Origin of the sequence: Phenylobacterium sp. (genome assembly GCF_036563285.1) — a bacterium.
GTDB lineage: Bacteria > Pseudomonadota > Alphaproteobacteria > Caulobacterales > Caulobacteraceae > Phenylobacterium.
This window is the reverse complement of sequence record NZ_DATCMR010000002.1, coordinates 345161-357443: the sequence shown is the minus strand read 5'-3', so window position 1 is coordinate 357443 and position 12283 is coordinate 345161. Positions and strand designations below refer to the sequence as shown.

Sequence of the window (12283 nt, the reverse complement as noted above, 5' to 3'; positions counted from 1 at the left end):
TTATGTGGAAGGGTTTCTTGGGGTCTGCAAGCGGAGCAAGTCCCTTGCGCGACACTGCGCCTCATCGCCGTCCACAGGTTAGCTTGACCGGGGAAAGCCGGGCCGTATGCGCAAGGCCATGCCCTTCTTGAACAGTGCTTAGATGGGAAGCCGCGGGCCCGGCATCAAGTCGGCCTCCCGCGCGGTGTTACACGCCGTGTCAGGCCTATTTACACGACTCAGCGCGACAACTCTCAAAGAGTTCTAAGGCTTTGACTCACAAGGAGAAAGATCCTCTGAGAGTGTATCGCAGCCGCGGGCGGGCGCCAAAGTTTGGCTGCAGCGATCTTCAGGCTCTGAGGGCCTCCTCGACGAAATCGAGCCGGTCCTGGCCGAAGTAGAGCTCGTCGTCGACGAAGAAGGTGGGGGCGCCGAACATACCCCGCTCGACGGCCTGCTCGGTGGTCTCGCGCAGCCGGGCCTTCACGCCCTCGTCCTCGGTCAGCGCGCGGAACTCGTCGGGCGAGACCCCTGCCCGCTCCAGCACCGGTACCAGCTCGGCCGGATCGCCGAGGTTCCTGGGCTCGCGCCACATGGCGTTGAACACCTCCTCGACGTAGGCGGCGAAGCGCGGGTCGTCCTTCAGTCCGGCAGCGCCTCGCATCAGGTGCATGGTGTTGATGGGGAAATGCGGGTTGCGGTTGAACTCTGTCCCGCGACGGCGGGCCCAGCGGTTGAGGTCGGCGTTCATCCACTTGCCCTTGGCCGGGACGCTCGCCGGCGAGGCGTTGCCGGTGGCCTTGAACACCCCGCCCAGCAGCACCGGGACGTATTCGATGCGCGCGCCGGTGCGGGCGGCGATGTCGGGCAGGGCCTTGTAGGCCAGGTAGCTGGCCGGGCTGCCGAAATCGAACAGGAAGTGCAGGGTCTTGGGCATCAGAAGGCCTCCGTCCAGGGCCTGAGGTCGAGCTCGTGGGTCCAGGCGTCTCGCGGCTGGGCGTGGAGCATCCAGTAGGCGTCGGCAATGTGCTCCGGATTGAGGATGCCGTCATGCTCCTTGGCCGCATAGCGGTCGGGGAAGTTCTCCTTGATCCAGGCGGTGTCGACGGCCCCGTCGATGACGGTGTGGGCCACGTGGACGCCCTTCGGCCCGAGCTCCCGGGCCATGCTCTGCGCCGTCGAGCGCAGCGCCGCCTTGGCCGAGCCGAAAGCCGCGAAGCCGTCGCGCCCCCGCATGGAGGCCGTGGCGCCTGTGAAGATGATCGTGCCCCGCCCGCGCGGCGTCATTCGCTTCGCCGCCTCGCGCCCGGCCAGGAAGCCCGCGAAGCAGGCCATCTCCCAGACCTTGAAGTAGACCCGGCTGGTGGTCTCCGCAATCGGGAAGCGGACGTTCGCCCCGATGTTGAAGACGCAGACCTCCACCGGGGCGATCTCGGCCTCGACCTTGTCGAACAGGCCGACCACCTGGTCCTCCTGGCGCGCGTCGAGCCCGAACGGGTGAGCCTCGCCGCCGGCGTCGCGGATCGCCCGAGCCAGCGGCTCCAGCTGGTCGGCGTTGCGCCGCGCGATCACCGCCGCATAGCCCTCGCGCGCGAACCGCTTGGCGATCGCCCCGCCCAGGGCGTCGCCCGCCCCCACGACCACCACAGCCCGATCCGCCATGACCCGCCTCCAGTTTCACCATACACCGTAAACCAGAAGCCGCGCCGGGCGAGGCGCCAGAATTCCTGGCGCCGCTGTCAGGCCGCGAAGGTGCAGCCCTTGGTCACACTGGCGACAACCGAAACACTGACCGTCGAGCCCGGCCCTCAGCTCCTCACCCGGCTCGCCTTTGGCGAGCTGTGCCTCCCCAGCGGCGAGGGAACACGGCGCATGAAGAAGGCCCCGCAGTCGCCTGCGGGGCCTTTGGAATCTCTGCCTGGCGTGAGGCGGTTAGGCCGCCCCGCCCTTGTCGCGGCGCTCGGCGTAGATCAGCAGCGGCTGGGCGCGGCCTTCCACGACCTCGGCGTTGACCACCACCTCTTCCACGCCGTCGTAGGTCGGCAGCTCGTACATGGTGTCGAGCAGGATGCCTTCCAGGATCGAGCGCAGGCCCCGCGCGCCCGTCTTGCGCTGGATGGCCTTGCGGGCGACCGAGTTCAGCGCGTCGTCGGTGAAGGTGAGGCCCACGTTCTCCATGTCGAACAGGCGGACGTACTGCTTGACGAAGGCGTTCTTCGGCTCGGTGAGGATCTTCACCAGGGCCTTCTCGTCCAGGTCGTCGAGGGTGGCGATCACCGGCAGGCGGCCGACGAACTCCGGGATCAGGCCGAAGCGGAGCAGGTCGTCCGGCTCCACCTGGCGGAAGATCTCGCCCGTGCGGCGCTCGTCCGGGTCGTGGACCTTGGCGCCGAAGCCGATCGAGGTGCCCTGGCCGCGCGCCGAGATGATCTTCTCGAGGCCAGCGAAGGCGCCGCCGCAGATGAACAGGATGTTGGTGGTGTCGACCTGCAGGAACTCCTGCTGCGGATGCTTGCGCCCGCCCTGCGGCGGCACGGAGGCGACGGTGCCTTCCATGATCTTCAGCAGCGCCTGCTGGACGCCCTCGCCCGACACGTCGCGGGTGATCGAGGGGTTGTCCGACTTGCGGCTGATCTTGTCGACTTCGTCGATGTAGACGATGCCGCGCTGGGCCCGCTCGACGTTGTAGTCGGCCGCCTGCAGCAGCTTCAGGATGATGTTCTCGACGTCCTCGCCGACGTAGCCGGCCTCGGTGAGCGTCGTGGCGTCGGCCACGGTGAAGGGCACGTCGATGATTCGGGCCAGCGTCTGCGCCAGCAGCGTCTTGCCGGTGCCGGTCGGGCCGATCAGCAGGATGTTGGCCTTGCCCAGCTCGACGTCGTTGTTCTTCGTCGCGTGGTTGAGGCGCTTGTAGTGGTTGTGGACGGCGACGGAGAGGACCTTCTTGGCGTGGTCCTGGCCGATCACGTAGTCGTCGAGGACCTCACGAATCTCCTTCGGAGTGGGCACGCCGTCCTTCGACTTAACGAAGGAAATCTTGTGCTCTTCCCGGATGATATCCATGCAAAGCTCGACGCATTCATCGCAGATGAACACGGTCGGACCAGCGATCAGCTTGCGGACTTCGTGCTGGCTCTTGCCGCAGAAAGAGCAATAGAGCGTGCTCTTCGAATCTCCGCTCGCGGCCTTCGTCATCGTCTCTTCTCACTCTCTAGGCGAGGCTTGCCGGACCCGGCTATCCCCGCCCCGCAGGACGCCTGCGCTCCTACAATGCAGAATACGCGCCGCGGGTTGTCTAAGTCTTGACATTCCCCGATCCGGCTAAGGATCACAAGCCTTCGCTCGCCGGAGCGACAATTGGCGGCGCGACGCCCCCGGACGGGGCGCCTCGTGCCCCTAAATGGGAAACGCGCCGAAATGGCACAAGACGACGACGTACCGGAGCTCCCCCACGGCGCAGGGGTCGGGCCGGAAGCGGGCGACCCGCCGGTGGTCGCCTTCGACTTCGACGGGACGCTGACGGTCAAGGACAGCTTCACGGCCTTCCTGAAGTGGCGGGCGGGCCCGCTCCGGTACGGGCTGGGGCTCGCAAGACTCACGCCGGCGGTCATCGCCTACCTGTTCCACCGCGATCGGGGCCGGATCAAGGCGCAGGCGGTGGGGGAATTCCTCAAGGGGGTGCCGCGCGAACGCCTGCACGAGGACGCCAAGCGGTTCGCCGAGACCCACTCGCGCCGGCTGTTCCGGCCCGACGCGGTGGCCACATGGAAGCGCTGGCAGCGGCAGCGCGTGCGGCTGGTGATCGTCACCGCCTCGCCGACCGCCGTGGTCGGCCCCTTCGCCCGCGGCCTGGGCGCCCACGCCATCCTGGGCACCGAGATCGCCTACGACCAGTCCGACCGTGTCGCCGGCGCCTTCTCCACCCCGAACTGCCGCGGGCCTGAGAAGGTGGTCCGCCTGAAGGACGCCTTCGGCCCCGACGTGCGGATCCGGGCGGCCTACGGCGACACCAGCGGGGACACCGAGATGCTGGAGATGGCCGAGGAAGCCGGCTACCGCGTGTTCACGGGGAAGCCCTAGGGCGGACCTGCTATCGCCAGCCAGGCAGCGCGCAGCTCGGCCTCGAAGCGCGCGAGGCTGAATTCGGCCGCCGTGCGCCGGCCGGCCTCGCGGCGGGCTTCGAACCGCTCGCCGGCGGCCAGGGCGTCGAGGCGCCCGATCAGGGCGGCGGCGATCTCGAGGTGGCCCCCGTCGTCGAACCAGTCGCCATTCTCAGCCGTCGCGTATTCCCGCCCGCCGCCCCCGTGGAAGCCCACCACGAGGCAACCGGCGGCCATGGCCTCCAGCGGCGGCAGGCCCAGGCCCTCCATATGGCTCAGACTCAGGAACAGGTCGCAGCGGCCGAGGATGTCCGCCACCTCCGCCCGCGGCCGCCCCCCGATCCGGCCCCAGGGGACACGCGCGAGGTCGGGGCGCTGTGACAGCACCACCCCGCGGATCAGCGCCAGTTCGTGCGGGCGCTTGCGCGGCATGACCCCGATCCGGACCTCGTCGCGACGCTGCGCGGCGGCGGCGAACACCGGGTCGACGAACGGCCGGACCACGTGCACCGGACCTGTCCAGCCCATCTGCCGCAACTGGTCGGCGGTGAAGCCGCTGGGCGCCAGCATGGCCTCGCAGCCCCAGCCGCGGACGGCGCCGAAGTCCCGGAACGCCAGGAAGCTGTAGTAGGGGTTCTGGTTGTGGATCAGCTTGCGCGCCGGGGTCGCCATCACCGCGCGCGCGCCGGCGGCGTGCATCTCGCCCACGACCACGATGTCGTCGAGCGTCAGGTCATCGGTCGAGGTCTGCCAAGGGACGTCACGGCCCAACGGGAATTGCGGCGCCTCGACGCCCTCGGCAGGGACCACCAGGTAGCGGGCGTCGTAGCCGAAGCCGCGCAGGGCCTCGACGTGGTCCAGGTTGACCATCCGGCCGCCGCCGGCGTGCAGGCCGTCGCTCAGGTAGAAGATGCGCAACTGGAAGCCGTCCCCCGGCCTGGGATGCTATATTGGGCCACCCGGGGGAGGAAGCTCATGAAGCACGCGGGCCAGGACGCCCTGGATGCGCTGGAGCCGCTGCTGGGCTCGCTGCGCGCCCTGCCCGGCCTCAAGGAGAAGGCCCGCGGGACCTTCTATGTGAAGTCGCGGGCCTTCCTGCATTTCCACGAGGACCCGAAGGGCCTGTTCGCCGACATTCGCGGCGCGGACGGGGGCGACTTCGAGCGCCTGGACGTGACCTCCGAGGCCGGCCGGGCGCAGCTGATCGCGCTCGCCCGGCAGCGGCTCGGGGCCTAGCCTTCGGCTTCGCGCTTTTCCCAGACGTGGTCCACGAGGCCCCAGTCCTTGGCCTCCTGGGCGGTCATGAAGTAGTCGCGGTCGAGTGTTTCCTCGACCACCTCGACCGGCTGGCCGGTGTGCTTGGCGTAGATCTCGTTCAGCCGGCGCTTGGTCTTGATGATGTCCTCGGCGTGGCGCTCGATGTCCGAGGCCTTGCCGGAGAAGCCGCCCGAGGGCTGGTGGACCATGATCCGCGAGTTCGGCAAGGCGATCCGCTGGCCCTTCTCGCCGGCCATCAGCAGGAACGAGCCCATCGAGGCCGCCATGCCCAGGCACAGGGTGATCACGGGGCTCTTGATGTACTGCATGGTGTCGTAGATCGCGAGGCCGGACGTCACCACTCCCCCGGGGGAGTTGATGTACATCTGGATCTCTTTCTTGGGGTTCTCGGCCTCCAGGTGGAGCAGCTGGGCGCAGATCAGCGCCGCCATGCCGTCCTCGACGGGGCCGGCCAGGAACACGATCCGGTCCTTCAGCAGGCGGGAGAAGATGTCGTAGGCGCGCTCGCCGCGGCTCGTCTGCTCGACGACCATCGGCACGAGGCCGAGCGCAGTGGTGACGGGGTCACGCATGTGGAGGTGGTCCTTCTTGGAATCGCGCCGCAGGGCCGATGGACCCCGCGTCGCCTCGGATATCGCCCGCCGCCGGGGCCGGCGCAAGGCGCCGGACCCGACTGAGCCTTAGACGAACAGGAAGTCGCCGGCCCGCAGGTTGCCGATCAGGTAGTCTTCGAGCGTCACCGTGGTTGCGCCGTCGAAGCTGATGACGACGTCGTCGCCGACCTGTTCCGCGTGCTGCAGCACCTCGGCGAAGCTTGCGGCCCGGCTGCGGTCGAACTGCAGCTGGTCGCCATTGCCGAAGTCGCTGACCACGTCGGCGCCGAAGGCGCCGGTGAACACGAAGCGGTCGGGGCCGAGCCCGCCTTCCAGCTGGTCCGCACCGACCCCGCCGTCCAGGACGTCGGCGCCATTGCCGCCGGCCAGGGTGTCGGCGCCCGACATGCCGAACAGCCGGTCCGCGCCATTTCCGCCTTCCAGCCGCTCCTCGGCGGCCGTGCCGATCATCCGGTCCCCGCCGTTGCCGGCGCTCTGGGTGGCCGCATCTGCGACGCCGGTGACCGTCACCACGACCGTCGAGGTGCTGGTGGCGCCGGTGGCGTCGCGCATGACGTAGGTGAGGGTCTCGGACGCCGTCTGGTTCAGGCCCAGCCGGTCGAACGCGTCGGCGTCGGCCACGTAGCGGACCTTCCCGTCGGCCGTCATGCTCACGCTGCCGAAGCCCTGGCCGGTCACCGAGACCAGGGTCCTGGTGTCGCCCACGTCCACGTCGCTGTCGTTGGACAGCACGTCGATGGTGACGGTTTCGTTCTCGAAGACGCTCGCCGTGTCGGAGACCGCCACCGGCGCGTCGTTCACGCCCGTAACGGTGACCGCGACCTCAGCCGTGCTGGTGCGGCCGAAGCGGTCCTCGATGGTGTAGCTGAACGTCTCAACAGCGGTCGCCCCGGCGGCCAGCGTCTGGAACGCCGCGCCTGGCGCGTAGGTGACCGTGCCGTTCGCATTGGCGGTGACCGAGCCTTTCAGCCCCGCGCCGTCCACGCTCACCAGCTTAAGCACGTCGCCGTCCTGATCGGTGTCATTGCCGAGCACGTCGAGGGCGACGGGCTGGCCGTCCTCGATGGCGACGCCAGTGTCCGCCACCGCGACCGGGGGGCGGTTCAGGAGCTGGGCGATCAGCACCTTCCCATCGGCGAACTGCAGCCACTCCACCCCCTCGAGCGTGTCGGCCCCCTCCGGCCCGGTGACCAGCACCTGGCCGTTCTGACCGCGGGTCACGGCGTAGTCGGCGCGCACGCCCTTGTAGGCGGCCACGTCCTCGCCTGCGCCGCCGAGCAGCAGGTCATCGCCCTGACCGCCGGTCAGGGTGTCGGCGCCCTCGCCGCCCGACAGGGTGTCGTGGCCGTTACGGCCGGCAAGCGCGTCGTCGCCCGCCGTGCCGACCACCAGCTTGTTGGTGGGGGTCAGGGAAAGGCCGACGAGGATCGGGTCGTGGTCGGAGACACGGTAGGGGACCGTGCCGTCGAAGATCGACGGATCGCGATTGGTGGCCGGGTTCGTGTCATCGGCGTCGGTGTTGTAGTCGAGGGCCGGCGCCTCTTCGGAGTTGATGTGCCACTTGGTGGAGCCGGTGACCTGGGTCCCGAGGGTTCCGTTGGGCATGGCGTGGTCGAGCGAGCCGACGTAACCGTCGAAGGTGTAGGAATAGCTGGTCGGGCCGCCCACCGGATTGAAGCCGGCGTTCCGCAGCACGTCGATCGGGTCTTCCTGGTAGTAGGCGTTGAAGTCGCCCAGCAGCAGGTAGTCCTGGTCGAGCGTCCCCGTTGGGGCGCCAGCCAGGAACTGGAGCAGCCGGTTGGCCTGGTCCACGCGGCCGGCGTTGGAGGCGCCCTGCCCGTCACCCTTGTCGGCGTTGGCGCCCGTGCCGCTGCCCTTGGACTTGAAGTGGTTGGCCACGGCCGTGAACTGGCCGCCGGTGGCGATCTCCTCGAAGGTGACCGCGATGGTGGGGCGGTTGTTCACCGGGTCCAGGTCGATCGCCACGTGAGTGCCGGCGACGATCTCGACCACGTCGTTCTTGTAGATGAAGCCAGTGGAGATGGCGTCGGAACCGACGGCGTTCAGGCCCGGATGGACGTAGCTGTAGACGTCGCCGCCGAGGGCCAGGTTCAGGCGCTCAACGATGTACCCCAGGGCGTTGCCCTCGGCGACGGTGCTGCCGGTGAAGGTGCTGAAGTCGTTCTCCAGCTCGACCAGGGCGAGGACGTCGGCGTCGATGCGGATCAGCGTGGCGATCAGCTTGTCCGCCTGACGCAGGAACTCGGCCTGGGTGTCGGCGCCGCGCGGATCCTGGCCGATGTCGGTGCTGGTCCCGGGGGTGTCGAGCGTGACGAAGAAGTTCAGCACGTTGAAGCTGCCCACCACCAGGCTGCCGCCGACATCTGCGGGGGCCGGCTCGCGGGGGTTGCTGTCGGTGAAGGTGTTCTGGCCGTCCTGGACCGAGCGGACCCGCCAGTTGCTGAACCCGAAGTCCAGCACGCCGGTGAGGCCGGTGATGCTGTCGCCCGTCTGCACGGCGTTGGCGGTGTTGTAGACGCCGCCGCCGTCCGGATTGGTGATCGGCCGCCACGTGCCGTTGAGCCCGTCATCGTAGATGATCGAGCGGCCGTCGACCGCCTGGTCGTAGGCAGTAAGGCCCGCGGCGTCCGGTTCATGGATCTGGGTGTAGGTGTATGGCCGGCCGTCGCCGGTCTCGGCGATCGCGCCGCCGAGACCGTCGCCTTCGGGGCGATAGAGGCGCACCTCGCCAAGCCGGTCCAGGTCCTCCATGTGAGTGACCACCAGCCTGTCCGGCACGGTCACCAGCATGCTTTCCATGGATTCCAGGTTGGCGGGCAGGTTCAGGACCGCGGCCTTCACCTCGCTGCTGGCGTTCTGGCCGATGATCGTGACCTGCACGTTCTTCAGCTGGGTGATGTTGAAGTCTTCGCTCACCACGCCGGTGACGCGGACGCGCTGGCCCACCTCGACGTCCGTGCCTAGCGTGGCCTGAGAGATGAAAAGGCCTTCGGAGGTGCCGGCGAGGCCGTCCTCGTCGGCGAGCTCCTCCTGGACGAAGAAGCCGCCGATGTCCCGGGACAGGTCCCCGTCGCCGTTCTGGAAGTCGCCGACCACGACGGCCTCGATGGTGACGACCTGGCCGACCATGCCGCTCGCCGCGCCCGCGCCCTGCACGGCGCTGATCCTGGAGACCACCAGCTCGTCGCTGACGATCGTCCCCTCCGCCGAGCCCTGTGCGCCGACGGTGTAGCCGGCCCCGGACTGCAGCACGACGCGGATCGTCTCGTTCGGCTCCAGAACAGCGTCGTCCTGCACCACATAGGTCAGGGTGGCGGTGGCCGAGTTGGCGGCGAAGGTGACGGTTCCCGCGCCCGGACCGGTGTAGTCCGCGCCCGCCGTCCCGGAGCCCTCGAGCTGGTAGGACACGGTCAGCGGCTCGCTGAGGTCGCCGCTGCGGGTGAGGGTGAAGGTGAGCGAGTCGTCCGGCGATCCTTCGGTCCCCTGAGCGTCGATGGCGGCCACGCTCACCGACGGGATCACGACGCCCTGCGGCTGGCTGGTGACCTTGATGTTGTCGAGGCCGATGGTCTCGTCCGTCCCCGAGGCGTTGGTCGTCAGGATCCGGACCTGGATGTTGGCCTTGCCGTTCAGCTCCGGCGGCAGGACCAGGTTGAGCGACGTGGTCTGTCCGACCGGACCTGCGATAGTTGCGTCGGCGATGTAGCCGCCCGGCACGTTCGTCCACGGCCCGGTGTCGCCGAGGCGGTACATCACCGCCACCTGCTGCGCGGTGTTGTCCGTGCTGGTGTCGAGGTCGATGACGTCGAGCGAAAGGGTCAGGTCCTTGCGGCCCGTGCCGTCCAGGTAGAGCACGATGCTGGGCGCGTCGGCCGTCCCCGATCCGTTCAGCGCGATGACGCGGTTGCCGCCGACGGTCATCTCCAGCACCCCGCCCGCCAAGCTGGCGCTATTGGGGTTGGTCTGGTTGATCGTCACGTCCACGGCGCCGAGGGCGCCTGACCCCTGGCCCGGTTGGCCGGTCAGCGTCCGGGCGTCGACGTCCGTCGGAGTTCCGCCGGTGTAGTCGCCCAGGTAGCCCACGATGCTGGGGAACGCGTTCCAGTTGTCGACCGTGGCGAGGTCCGGCTCGTTCCAGTCCTCGAAGAAGTCACGCTCCGACAGCTTGAAATACACGGTGCTCATGGAACGCGCGTCCTCGACTGATGGGATGTCGCCGGGCCCCGATCCCAGCGTTACCCGGGGCTATGCCCGCAATCGGGAAGGCCTGCTAGCCCGACCAGATGACAGCTCTGTTACGAGCGGGTGACAGCAGCGCTTGCGCCCCAGAGCAGGCGCCGCATGGTGGCGAAACGGACAGTTGCGGAGGGGACGATGAGTCGCAGGATCGCTCTTGGGGCAGCGCTGGTCGTGGCGCTCGCGGCGCAGGCGCATGCGGCCCCGGCCACCGTGCCCAAGGACGACAGGGTCTGGGCGGCGGCGGAAAAGGCGCGGCCCGACCAACTGAAGCTCCTCGAGCAGCTGGTGAACATCGACTCCGGCACCGGCGACGTGGAGGGCGCGCGCCGCGCGCTGGACGTGCTGGTTCCGCGCTTCCGGGCCCTGGGCTTGACCACGGAGCTCGTGCCCGCCGAGCAGCCGGGTCACGCCGACAACCTTGTCGCCCGGATCGCCGGGCTCGGCCGCGGCCGCATCCTGATGATCGCCCACATCGACACGGTGTTCGGCCCCGGCACGGCGGCGAAGCGGCCGTTCCGCGCGGACGCGACCCGCGCCTACGGCCCCGGCGTCGGCGACGAGAAGGGCGGCGTGGTGGAGGGGCTCTACGCGCTGCAGATCCTGCGCGAGGTGGGCTTCACCGACTTCAAGGAGATCGTGTTCCTGATCGAGACCTCGGAAGAGCGCGGCTCGCCCGGGACACGGGCGCTGATCGCCAAGCTGGTGGCCGAGGCGGACGTGGAGCTGAACCTGGAGCCCGGCGACGCCCCGGACAAGCTCACCGTCTGGCGCAAGGGCAGCGCCACCTACCACATCGAGGTGAAGGGCCGCGCCGCCCACGCCGGCGTCGCACCTCAGGAGGGCCGCAACGCCGCCGTCGAACTGATCAACCAGCTGAAGAAGGCCGACGTCTTCCCGAAGTCCGGCGAGGGGCTGACCGCCAACCTGACCCTCATGCAGGCCGGCGCCCGCAACAACATCATCCCCGAGGACGCCAGCGCCGCCATCAATGTCCGCGTCCGCAAGAAGGAGGACTTCGCCAAGGTCGAGCAGACCCTGCGCCGGAACGCGCAGACCACCTCCGTGCCGGACACCAAGGTCAACGTCCGCCTGGAGCCCTCCTTCCCGCCCCTGCCGAACAATCCGGCGACCGAGGCCCTGGCGGACCGCGCGGCCGCGATCTACGCGGGCCTGGGGCTGCAGATCGGCCGCGGCGGCAACGGGGGCGCCTCGGAGTCGGCGCTGGCCGCCGACGCCGGCGTTCCGGCCCTGGACGGCCTGGGGCCGGTGGGCGGCGGCTTCCACTCCGAGGCGGAGTACATCGAACTGAAGACCGTGACGCCCCGGCTCTACCTGCTCGCCAAGCTGATCATGGACCTGGGCCGCGACCCGCCCGCGCGCTTCAAGCCCTAGGCCGCTATGCGGTCGATCCAGTCCTTCAGCACGGCCACCACCTGCTCCGGCGGGGCGTATCCGCGCGTGACGACGCCGAAGACGCCCTCCTCGTTGGGGCCCGCCACCAGGGTCGGAAAGCCGGTCACGCCGGCGCGCTGGGAGATGGCATAGTCGCGCCAGGTCTCCTGCCGGGCCGCCTCGCTCTCCCACTGGGCGATGAAGTCGACCCGGTCGAGCCCGACCTCCTCCGCCAGGTCGGCCAGGACGTCGCCTTTGGTCACGTCGCGGGCCTGCGCATAGAAGGCCTGCTGCGCGCGCAGCAGGTAGGTCAGGGCGATCTCCGGGTCCTCGCGGCGGGCGACCACCACCGCGCGGGCGGCGGGGTCGGTATCATAGACGAAGCCTTCGGCCAGCACCCGCTCGTCGAACGGCAGGTCGGTGGCCTCACGCACATGCTTCCAGTGGGAGGTGATCGTGGCCCGCGCCTCCGGCGTGATGGGCTCCTCCGTGCCGGGGCGCAGGCCGCCCATCACCGTGCGGATCGGCAGGGCGGGACCGAAGGCCTTGCGGACGGCGGCGATGACCGTCGAGAAGCCGTAGCACCACGAGCACATGGGGTCGGAGAAGTAGATGAGGTGCGGGCCGTCCATCCTGACAGGATTGCAGACAATCGGGGCC

10 protein-coding genes are annotated in these 12283 nt (G+C 69.1%); 3 read left to right on the top strand and 7 right to left on the bottom strand.

Annotated elements, in window-relative coordinates; translation table 11 throughout:
- Positions 1-328: 328 nt before the first annotated feature.
- From VIL76_RS01975 to clpX, 3 genes are all read right to left on the bottom strand, one after another.
- Positions 329-916: a 2-hydroxychromene-2-carboxylate isomerase gene (locus VIL76_RS01975; RefSeq protein WP_332043299.1), complete on the bottom strand. Its 588-nt coding sequence runs from the start codon at positions 914-916 to the stop codon at positions 329-331.
- Positions 916-1641, bottom strand: a complete 726-nt coding sequence (locus VIL76_RS01970; protein WP_332043298.1) for an SDR family oxidoreductase — start codon at positions 1639-1641, stop codon at positions 916-918. The genes VIL76_RS01975 and VIL76_RS01970 overlap by 1 nt, the downstream gene beginning before the upstream one ends.
- A 270-nt stretch (positions 1642-1911) precedes the next feature.
- The gene (clpX, locus tag VIL76_RS01965) at positions 1912-3174 is read right to left on the bottom strand and encodes an ATP-dependent Clp protease ATP-binding subunit ClpX (RefSeq protein ID WP_332043297.1); all 1263 of its coding nucleotides are present in this window, start codon (positions 3172-3174) and stop codon (positions 1912-1914) included.
- Positions 3175-3396: 222 nt separating this feature from the next.
- On the opposite strand from clpX, the gene VIL76_RS01960 reads away from it, so the two are divergent.
- Positions 3397-4059 (top strand): HAD-IB family hydrolase, encoded by a 663-nt coding sequence (locus VIL76_RS01960; RefSeq protein ID WP_332043296.1) that lies wholly within the window; start codon positions 3397-3399, stop codon positions 4057-4059.
- Here VIL76_RS01960 and VIL76_RS01955 read toward each other — a convergent pair.
- Positions 4056-4997, bottom strand: coding sequence for a glycosyltransferase family 4 protein (locus tag VIL76_RS01955; RefSeq protein ID WP_332043295.1), 942 nt, complete (start codon positions 4995-4997; stop codon positions 4056-4058). The two genes, VIL76_RS01960 and VIL76_RS01955, sit on opposite strands and share 4 nt — an antisense overlap.
- Positions 4998-5054: 57 nt before the next feature.
- Here VIL76_RS01955 and VIL76_RS01950 point away from each other — a divergent pair, with 57 nt between their 5' ends.
- On the top strand, positions 5055-5315 hold the full coding sequence (locus VIL76_RS01950; protein WP_332043294.1) for a hypothetical protein: 261 nt from the start codon (positions 5055-5057) through the stop codon (positions 5313-5315).
- Here VIL76_RS01950 and VIL76_RS01945 read toward each other — a convergent pair.
- Together VIL76_RS01945 and VIL76_RS01940 are read right to left on the bottom strand one after the other, a co-directional pair.
- Complete coding sequence (locus VIL76_RS01945; protein ID WP_332043293.1) at positions 5312-5929, bottom strand: ATP-dependent Clp protease proteolytic subunit; 618 nt, start codon at positions 5927-5929, stop codon at positions 5312-5314. The two genes, VIL76_RS01950 and VIL76_RS01945, sit on opposite strands and share 4 nt — an antisense overlap.
- Before the next feature lie 108 nt (positions 5930-6037).
- A complete protein-coding gene (locus tag VIL76_RS01940; RefSeq protein ID WP_332043292.1) occupies positions 6038-10177 on the bottom strand; it encodes an ExeM/NucH family extracellular endonuclease in 4140 nt (1379 codons plus the stop codon).
- A gap of 189 nt (positions 10178-10366) precedes the next feature.
- Between VIL76_RS01940 and VIL76_RS01935 the strand changes: the two genes are divergently transcribed.
- Positions 10367-11623 (top strand): glutamate carboxypeptidase, encoded by a 1257-nt coding sequence (locus VIL76_RS01935; RefSeq protein WP_332043291.1) that lies wholly within the window; start codon positions 10367-10369, stop codon positions 11621-11623.
- Here the strand turns inward: VIL76_RS01935 and VIL76_RS01930 are convergent.
- On the bottom strand, positions 11620-12255 hold the full coding sequence (locus VIL76_RS01930) for a DsbA family protein (RefSeq protein WP_332043290.1): 636 nt from the start codon (positions 12253-12255) through the stop codon (positions 11620-11622). The genes VIL76_RS01935 and VIL76_RS01930 overlap by 4 nt on opposite strands.
- Positions 12256-12283: the final 28 nt, after the last annotated feature.